Origin of the sequence: Actinomadura sp. 6K520, from assembly GCF_004349245.1 — a bacterium.
In the GTDB taxonomy this organism is placed as follows: Bacteria; Actinomycetota; Actinomycetes; order Streptosporangiales; family Streptosporangiaceae; genus Spirillospora.
Genome location: NZ_SMLC01000270.1, coordinates 1 through 7109 on the forward strand (window position 1 = coordinate 1; position 7109 = coordinate 7109).

Here is a 7109-nt window from a genome sequence, read left to right on the forward strand (position 1 = left end):
CCCCCGCCCGCGGACGGGTGGGCGACCGGCGCGCTGCCCGAGTCGCCGCCGGCCGACCCCGGGCAGCCGCGCGAGCCCGCGGACCGGCCGGACGGCGAGCAGCACGGACGGCCCACCCGGCGCGCCCGGCCCTCCGACGACGAGGACTACCGGCCGCCCTGGTGGTGACGACCCGCCGGTGACCGGCCCGCTGAGGTGACCGGCCCGGCGGGTGAGCGTCGGCGGCCGCGCGATACTCCGCCGGGCGTAGCGCGAGAGTCTCCGGCCGGACGATGTGGGCCCCCGGACCCGTCGCCGAGCATCGACGTATCCGAACACAGGAAGGGTCGATGAACGATGCTGACGACGTTGGTGACACAGCTGGGCCCGGGCGGCTGGCACGACGGCGGGGACGCCCCCGCGTTCTGGCCGGTCTTCCCGATCGCCTTCGGGCTGTTCTGGCTGGCCGTGCTGGGCGCGGCGTTCTACCTGATCCGCCGCCGGATGAACGGCGGCGCCGCGGTGGCCGCGGCGGCGGCCGACCCGATGGCCAAGGCGCGGTCGGTGCTCGCCGAGCGGTTCGCCCGGGGGGAGATCGACGAGGACGAGTACCTGCGGCGGGCCTCGACGCTCCGCAACGGGGACTGACCGGAGGCCCGCCCCGGCGGCCGGTGCGCATCGCACCGCGCTAGTCGGCGCGGGCCTCCTCGAAGATCTTGTCGATGCCGTCCGAGTAGCGCGGGGCCCGGGCGGCGGCGTCGGTGAAGCGGGTGAGCAGCCGGGCGAACTCGGCCCGCTCGTCCGCCGTCCAGCCGGCCATGAGTTCGTCGAGGTAGGCGCGGCGGAACCGGTCGCCGACCTGCTTGACGCGCCGCCCCGCGTCGGTGAGGCCGAGGTTGGCGCGCCGCGCGTCGACGGGCGACGGGCGCCGCGACAGCAGCCCGGCGTCGATGGCGTGCCCGACCAGGCGGCTCGCGGTGGACGGGTCGATCTCCAGGCGATCCGCGACCGCGCCGACCGTGATCTCGCTGGGCGGGTCGTCCGGCCTCGCCTCGGCGGTGAGGGCGGCGACGGCGTTGACCACCATGAGGTTCGAGATCTGCAGGGGGCGCCCGCCGGTCCCGGCGGGCGTCTGCGCCCGGATCCGCTTCATGAGGTCGGGCTTGGCCCAGGACCGGCGAAGCTGGAGCAACGCCGCGCCGATGGCGGCGAGGACGGGGTCCGGGGCGGGCTCGTCGTGCGGCCCCGGCGCGCCCGGTGTGCCCGGCCCGTGTCCGGACGTGTCGTGCCCGGCCGCGCTTCGTCCGTCCGGCCGCTTCGTGGCGGAGGTCTCCGTCGCCATTCCAGGTCTCCGTTTCCCGTGCCGGTCCCGCTGCCTCCCGGATGCCGCGGGTTCCACTCTAACGAATGCAGTGTGCACACGTTCGGCACCGCCGGGACGCGCGGTTCCCAAGGGACACGCGGCGCTGAAGATCCCCTGGTGAAGGGGGATGTGATGCACTGAACCGCCGGCCGCCGTTCCCCGCGAACCGCCGGAACTTGTCGGCGCGGACGCGTAACATGACACCCGCCCGAACCCGGACGACCCGGGATCAGTAACCACAGAGGGGACCTGATGCGAGCGGCGAACGCCCCCGGTGACCCGCGCGGTGCCGTCCCCCCACAGGACACCAGCATGGACGATGGCCCAGCCCCCCAGACCGCGACCGATGAGGACGGGACGGACGAAGCCGCCTTTCCCGCCGACCTGCTCTCCGAGCGCGACCGCCGGATCCTCGCCTTCGAACGGCAGTGGTGGAAGTACGCGGGAGCCAAGGAGCAGGCCATCCGCGAGCGGTTCGACATGTCGGCGACGCGGTACTACCAGCTCCTCAACATCCTGATCGACCGTCCCGAGGCGCTCGAGTGCGACCCGATGCTCGTCAAGCGCCTGCGCCGGATGCGGACGCAGCGGCAGCGCAGCCGCGCCGCCCGCCGTCTCGGCATCCGCCCCTGACCTCCGCCGGATCGGCCCGGGTCCCCGGCCGGCCGGCAGCGGCCCCGGGCCCGCTTGTGCGCCCGACTCGCGCCAGGTGGGTTCTGGCGACACCCCCCGGTGAGAAGGTTCACTGGTCGAGTGAACTCTCCCTGTTCTGTGACGGCCGCCGGTGCCGACGGCCTCGACGCGATCCGCAAGTCCCCGGCGGAGGCCGTGCTCGGCTTCGACTTCGACGGCACCCTCGCGCCGATCGTCGACGATCCGGCGGCGGCGCGGGCGCATCCGGGCGCGGCCCCGGCGCTGGCCCGGCTGGCCCCGCGCGTGGGCGCACTGGTGGTGGTCACCGGGCGGCCCGCGGCGGTGGCGGTCGAGTACGGCGGTTTCGAGGGCATCGACGGCCTGGTCGTGCTGGGGCAGTACGGGCTGGAACGCTGGGAGTCGGGCGTCCTGACCGTGCCCGAGCCGCCGCCCGGGGTGGCGGAGGCCCGCGCCAAGCTGCCCGGCGTGCTGGCGGCGGCGGGCGCGCCCCCCGAGACGTTCATCGAGGACAAGGGGCAGGCGCTGGCCGTGCACACGCGGCGGTGCGCCGAACCGGAGGTCGCGCTTGAGCGCCTGCGGAGCATCCTCGCCGCGCTCGCCGAACGTACCGGGCTGACGGTGGAGCCCGGCCGCCTCGTGCTGGAGCTGCGTCCGCACGGGATGGACAAGGGCATGGCGCTGCGCTCGTTCATCGCCGACCGCGGGACCCGCCCGTCGGCCGTGCTCTTCGCGGGGGACGACCTCGGTGACCTGGCCGCGTTCGACGCGGTGGAGTCCCTGCGCGCGGAGGGAGTGCCCGGGCTGCTCGTGTGCAGCGGGTCCGCGGAGGTCACCGCCCTGGCCGACCGGGCGGACCTGGTGGTGGACGGCCCGTCCGGCGTCGTCGGGTTCCTCGAAACGCTGCTCGGTTCGGCCCCCTGAACCGGCCGCTGAGCTGCGCCTCGTCCGGTCCGGATCACCCCGTCACCCGATTCCTTGTCCCGAAGTGACAAGAGTGCTGGTCGAATTTGTTGCTCCACGCGCGATTCGTTCGGCATGTCCAGGTCACTGGTTCCGGTGGGGCAAAATGTGGCGACTTGCGGTAAGTGGGCGGTTCTTCGGGGCCGCGCGAGGATGAGGGGAGGCGACGGTGGACACCGAACGTGGACTCCCGCGCCGTCCGGGCGATCTCAGGTACACGCCTCCCGGGGGGACCCCATCACCCCGGGAGACCCCTGGGCAGAGCATGCCGGCCCATCCCCCTTCCCCTCCGCCCCATCCGCCGGCGGCCGAGCGGCCGGGCGGCGGGACGCCGCCGTCGGGTGCCCCGATCCCGCCGGACGCCCCGATGCGTCCCATCGTCCAGCGGGGACCGGTCGACCCGTACGAGATACCGCTGGGTCCGTACGAGGGGTCCCCGGAGCCGCAGGACCCGCCGCGTGCCTGGGGTCGTCCGCCCGGGGCGTCGCCGCGGCCCCGGACCGGATGGCCCGAGTCCCGCAGCCGGAGCTCGATGCCTGAATCGGAGCCCTGGGGGCCCTGGTCCGTCGCGCCCGAGGATCGGGAGCCGTATCCCGACCAGAGTGGACCGTTCGCGGCCGACAGGTCGGCCCGGGAATCGGGCGGCGTCGAGGTACGGCTCGGCGCACGGGCGCGCGAACGGGAACGGGCCCGCAGGGAGCGCGAGGCACGCCGGGCGAAGGGGCGCCTGCTGATCGCGGTGGGCGTGCTCGTCCTGGCGGGGCTGGTCACGATCGGGATCGTCCTGACGCCCGGATCGGGCGGGGGCGGCTCGCAGGCCGGCGGCTCCGGGGCGAAGCCGGTGGACGTCGAGCCGCCGCCGGCCGGGAAGCCCCTGGATCTCGGCACGGCCGACGGGTTCCGGTACCGGATCGCCGCGGTGAGCAACGGCCTGAACGAGGACGCGGTGACCGCGGCCCAGACCGCGCTGCCGTCGGGCACGTCGCTCCCCTACATCGACTACCTCCTCACCAATACGACCGGCGGCGAGGCGCTGCTCGAATACCCGGGCGACCTCCTCGTCAAGCGCGAGCTCGTCACGCCGGACGCGCGGGAACGGTGCGAGCCGCAGGGCGGTGCCCCCGACGACATGTGCATCGTGCCGGCCAAGAGCGAGATCGTGCGGCGCCTGATCGGCGGGGAACTGGTCGACGGTGCCGGTGGCGACAAGTACATGCCGGCCGGCTCGACGTACCTGGTGCGCGTCACTTCCCAGGCCCCGGTGGACCGCGACGTCACCTCCGAGGACGTCGCCCTGTACGTGGCGGAGCAGATCTTCGTGGGCACGGAACCCGCCAAGCACGTTCCCTTCCCCTGACCGTCCCTGTCCGATGTAGGACGCCGCGCGACGGCCGTGTGCGGCGTTCCCTCACTGGCACCTGATCCTCGATCTGACTGGCGCCGATGACGACTTTCCTGTGTTGATCTCCCCGGTTGTCGCGCGGATGACAAGAGCGGTATACGGATTTGTCGGATCTCGCGAGACTCTGGGGGCGCCTGTGGACTATTAGTCCAATTGCGCCAAAATATGATGAAGTGCGGTAGGTGTGGTTCACGGGGGAGCCGCGCGAGACTTGGGGAGGCTTGACGGTGAACACGGAACCGGTACTCCCGCGCCGTCCCGGCGAGGTCGGGAACACGCCTGCCCGCGGGATCCCGGCGGCCAAGGCCACGCCCGTCGAGGGGACGCCGATCCATCCGCCGCCGTCGCTGCGACCGGGTGGGCTGCCGGGCGCGCGACCGGGGCCCGGCGCGCGGACGGCACCGGGTGCGCCGATTCCGCCGGGCGCCCCGGCGAACCCCATCGTGCACGCGGCTCCCGCCCGCGGTGAGCCGCCGCGGGTCTGGGGCCGTCCGCCGACGTCGCCGCAGCCGCGCGTCCAGGTTCCGGCTCCGGAGGTCCGGCCCGGGACGGAGCCGCGCGGTGCCGCGGCCTGGGCGGGTGCGTCCGAGGCTCAGGACGCGTACCTGGAACAGGTGGAGGAGGTCTCGTCCACGACCGGGCCGATGGGCGTCCGCGAGACCAGCGGAGTGCAGGTCCGGCTGGGACCGCGGGAACGGGAACTGGAGCGCCGGGCGCGGCAGCGGGCCGCCGGGCGCCGCAGCGGGCTCGTCGCGGCGGGCGTGCTCGTCCTGGCCGGGCTGGTCACGGCCGGGGTCCTGCTGACGGGCGGATCCGGGGACGGCGAAACGAGCACGGTCGCGAGCGAGCCGGGACCGGCCGGCGGTGGATTGCCGCCGGCGGGAAGCCCCATCGAGGTCGGCACCGCCGACGGCGCGAAGTACCGGCTGGCCGCGGTGGACAGCGGGGTGAGCGAAGGCGCCGTGACCAACTTCCAGTCCACGCCGCCGTCGGGTACGTCGTTCCCCTACATCGAGTACCTGCTCACCAACCCGACCAGGGACAACGTCCTCCTCGACTTCCCGGGCGACGTGTTCGTCAAGCGCGACCTCGTCACGCCCGATGCGCGGGGACGCTGCATGCCGCAGGCGGGCGTCCCCGAGGACATGTGCACGCCGCCGACCAAGAGCGAGGTCGTGCGGCGGCTGGCCGGCGGCGGGCTGGTGTCCGGCGACGGCGGCGACAAGTACATGCCGCCGGGCTCGACGTACCTGGTGCGCGCGACGGTGGACGTCCCCGTCGACAGCGGCATCGGCCGCGCCGACATGGGGCTGTACGTGTGGAAGCAGCTCTACATGGCCGACCAGCTCGCGAAACCGGCGCCCTTCCCCGGCTGACCCCCGCGGCTCCCCGGCTGACCCCCGCGACGGCTCCGCGCGAGCCGGTTCACTCGGCCTCGGGGTCGTCGGCGAGGATTCCGTAGAGGCGGCGGCGGGCGTCGTTGACGACGTCCAGCGCGCGGGCCTTCTGCGTCTCGCTGCCGACCGCCATGACCTGCTGGAGCGCACCCATCAGCTGGCCGATCGCCTCCCGGCCGCGCATGACGTTCTCGCCCGCTTCTGCGGTGACCTCGTCCCAGGGGGCGGTGGCCTGCGCCGACGCGACCTCGCGGCCCGTGCTGGTGAGGGAGAACAGCCGCTTGCCGCCCTGCTCCTGGCTGCTGACCAGTCCCTCGTCCTCCAGCATCTGGAGGGTCGGGTAGACCGAGCCGGGGCTCGGCCGCCAGACGCCGCCGGTCCGGCCGTCCAGCTCCTGGATCATCTCGTAGCCGTGCATCGCCCGCTCGGCGAGCAGGGCGAGCAGCGCCGCCCGGACGTTGCCGCGCCGGGTCCGGCGACCGCGGGCGCCCCCTCGCCCGCGGTGGGCTCCGGGACCGAACATCGGGCCGCCCGGACCCCACGGGCCGAACTGGTCCCCGCGGCGCCGGCGCTCCCGGGGGCCTCGGGGCCCTCCGTGCCGTCGCGTCGTCGTGTCGCGCATCGCGGGCTCCTCAGGCTGGTGATCAGTTGCGATGCATCAACGATATGTCGAATGGCTGGGACGGTGCGGGTCAGGGGCCGGTGACCTGGAGGTTGTCCAGGATGTCCGTGGTGGCTTTGCGGTCGTCGGTCTCCTTGACCCGGATCCACAGCCCGAACTTGCCGCCCTTGTCGGTCAGCCCGACCTCGGTGACGGACGGCGTACCGCTCTTGCAGTCGGTGAAGCGCGTGATCGTCCCGCTGAGGGCCTTGTCGGGGGTGGTGTAGTTCTCCGGCTCGGCCTTGGTGCACTGCGGATGGACGGCCGCGGACGGCGGGGGAAGCTGCCCCGCGCGCACGTCCGTCGTCACGCCGATGAACACGCCGGGGCCCTCGCCGTCGCCGAGGAACGCGGCCTTGTCCGGTGTCGCGCGCAGCACCGGACGCGGCTGGGCGTCCTCCAGCCGGACGGTGTTCGGCTCCCACGTCTGCTCGGGCTGTTTGGGCCACGCCTTCGGCACCGCGGTCTTGATCTTGCCCGCGTCGTCGGATACCGCGGCGAAGTCCCCGGGGAGCTTGGCCTTGGCGTCCTTGTCCTTGCCCTCGTCGCCGGAGAACAGCGTGCCGAGGATCAGGCCGCCGATGAGCGCCACCACGAGCACGGCGACCGTGATGAGCAGCGGCGTCACGAACCTCTTCTTCGCGGCACCGCCGCCTCCCGGCCGCCCCGGGCCGCCCCCCGGCTGCCCCGGGC

Annotated in this window: 7 protein-coding genes and 1 pseudogene; 5 read left to right on the forward strand and 3 right to left on the reverse strand. The window is 73.9% G+C overall.

Annotation, left to right across the window (positions count from 1 at the left end):
• The first annotated feature begins 351 nt into the window (after positions 1-351).
• Positions 352-627, forward strand: coding sequence for an SHOCT domain-containing protein (locus E1289_RS35410; protein ID WP_243713397.1), 276 nt, complete (start codon positions 352-354; stop codon positions 625-627).
• A gap of 40 nt (positions 628-667) precedes the next feature.
• Here the strand turns inward: E1289_RS35410 and E1289_RS35415 are convergent, their stop codons facing one another.
• Positions 668-1321 carry a MarR family transcriptional regulator gene (locus E1289_RS35415; RefSeq protein ID WP_131988183.1) on the reverse strand — a complete coding sequence of 218 codons (654 nt, stop codon included), beginning with the start codon at positions 1319-1321 and terminating at the stop codon, positions 668-670.
• Positions 1322-1654: 333 nt separating this feature from the next.
• On the opposite strand from E1289_RS35415, the gene E1289_RS35420 reads away from it, so the two are divergent.
• The 4 genes from E1289_RS35420 (at position 1655) to E1289_RS35435 (ending at position 5734) form a co-directional block, all read left to right on the forward strand.
• On the forward strand, positions 1655-1975 hold the full coding sequence (locus tag E1289_RS35420; RefSeq protein WP_131988185.1) for a DUF3263 domain-containing protein: 321 nt from the start codon (positions 1655-1657) through the stop codon (positions 1973-1975).
• Between the two features lie 120 nt (positions 1976-2095).
• Positions 2096-2917 (forward strand): trehalose-phosphatase, encoded by an 822-nt coding sequence (gene otsB / locus E1289_RS35425; protein WP_243713395.1) that lies wholly within the window; start codon positions 2096-2098, stop codon positions 2915-2917.
• Between the two features lie 571 nt (positions 2918-3488).
• Positions 3489-4313, forward strand: a complete 825-nt coding sequence (locus E1289_RS35430) for a hypothetical protein (RefSeq protein WP_131988189.1) — start codon at positions 3489-3491, stop codon at positions 4311-4313.
• A gap of 272 nt (positions 4314-4585) precedes the next feature.
• Positions 4586-5734, forward strand: a complete 1149-nt coding sequence (locus E1289_RS35435; protein WP_131988191.1) for a hypothetical protein — start codon at positions 4586-4588, stop codon at positions 5732-5734.
• A 49-nt stretch (positions 5735-5783) separates the two neighbouring features.
• On the opposite strand, the gene E1289_RS35440 is transcribed toward E1289_RS35435, so the two are convergent.
• Together E1289_RS35440 and E1289_RS35445 are read right to left on the reverse strand one after the other, a co-directional pair.
• Entirely contained in the window at positions 5784-6377 is a 594-nt protein-coding gene (locus E1289_RS35440) for a PadR family transcriptional regulator (RefSeq protein WP_131988193.1), read from the reverse strand.
• A 70-nt stretch (positions 6378-6447) separates the two neighbouring features.
• Positions 6448-7109 (reverse strand): annotated as a pseudogene (locus tag E1289_RS35445) (serine/threonine protein kinase); the annotation flags it as partial.

What these genes read in the sequence shown, in the direction of transcription:
- E1289_RS35430 (WP_131988189.1), top strand. Translation starts at nt 3,489, where the DNA reads ATGCCTGAATCGGAGCCCTGGGGGCCCTGGTCCGTCGCGCCCGAGGAT.
- E1289_RS35440 (WP_131988193.1), bottom strand. Translation starts at nt 6,377, where the DNA reads ATGCGCGACACGACGACGCGACGGCACGGAGGGCCCCGAGGCCCCCGG.
- E1289_RS35415 (WP_131988183.1), bottom strand. Translation starts at nt 1,321, where the DNA reads ATGGCGACGGAGACCTCCGCCACGAAGCGGCCGGACGGACGAAGCGCG.
- E1289_RS35420 (WP_131988185.1), top strand. Translation starts at nt 1,655, where the DNA reads ATGGACGATGGCCCAGCCCCCCAGACCGCGACCGATGAGGACGGGACG.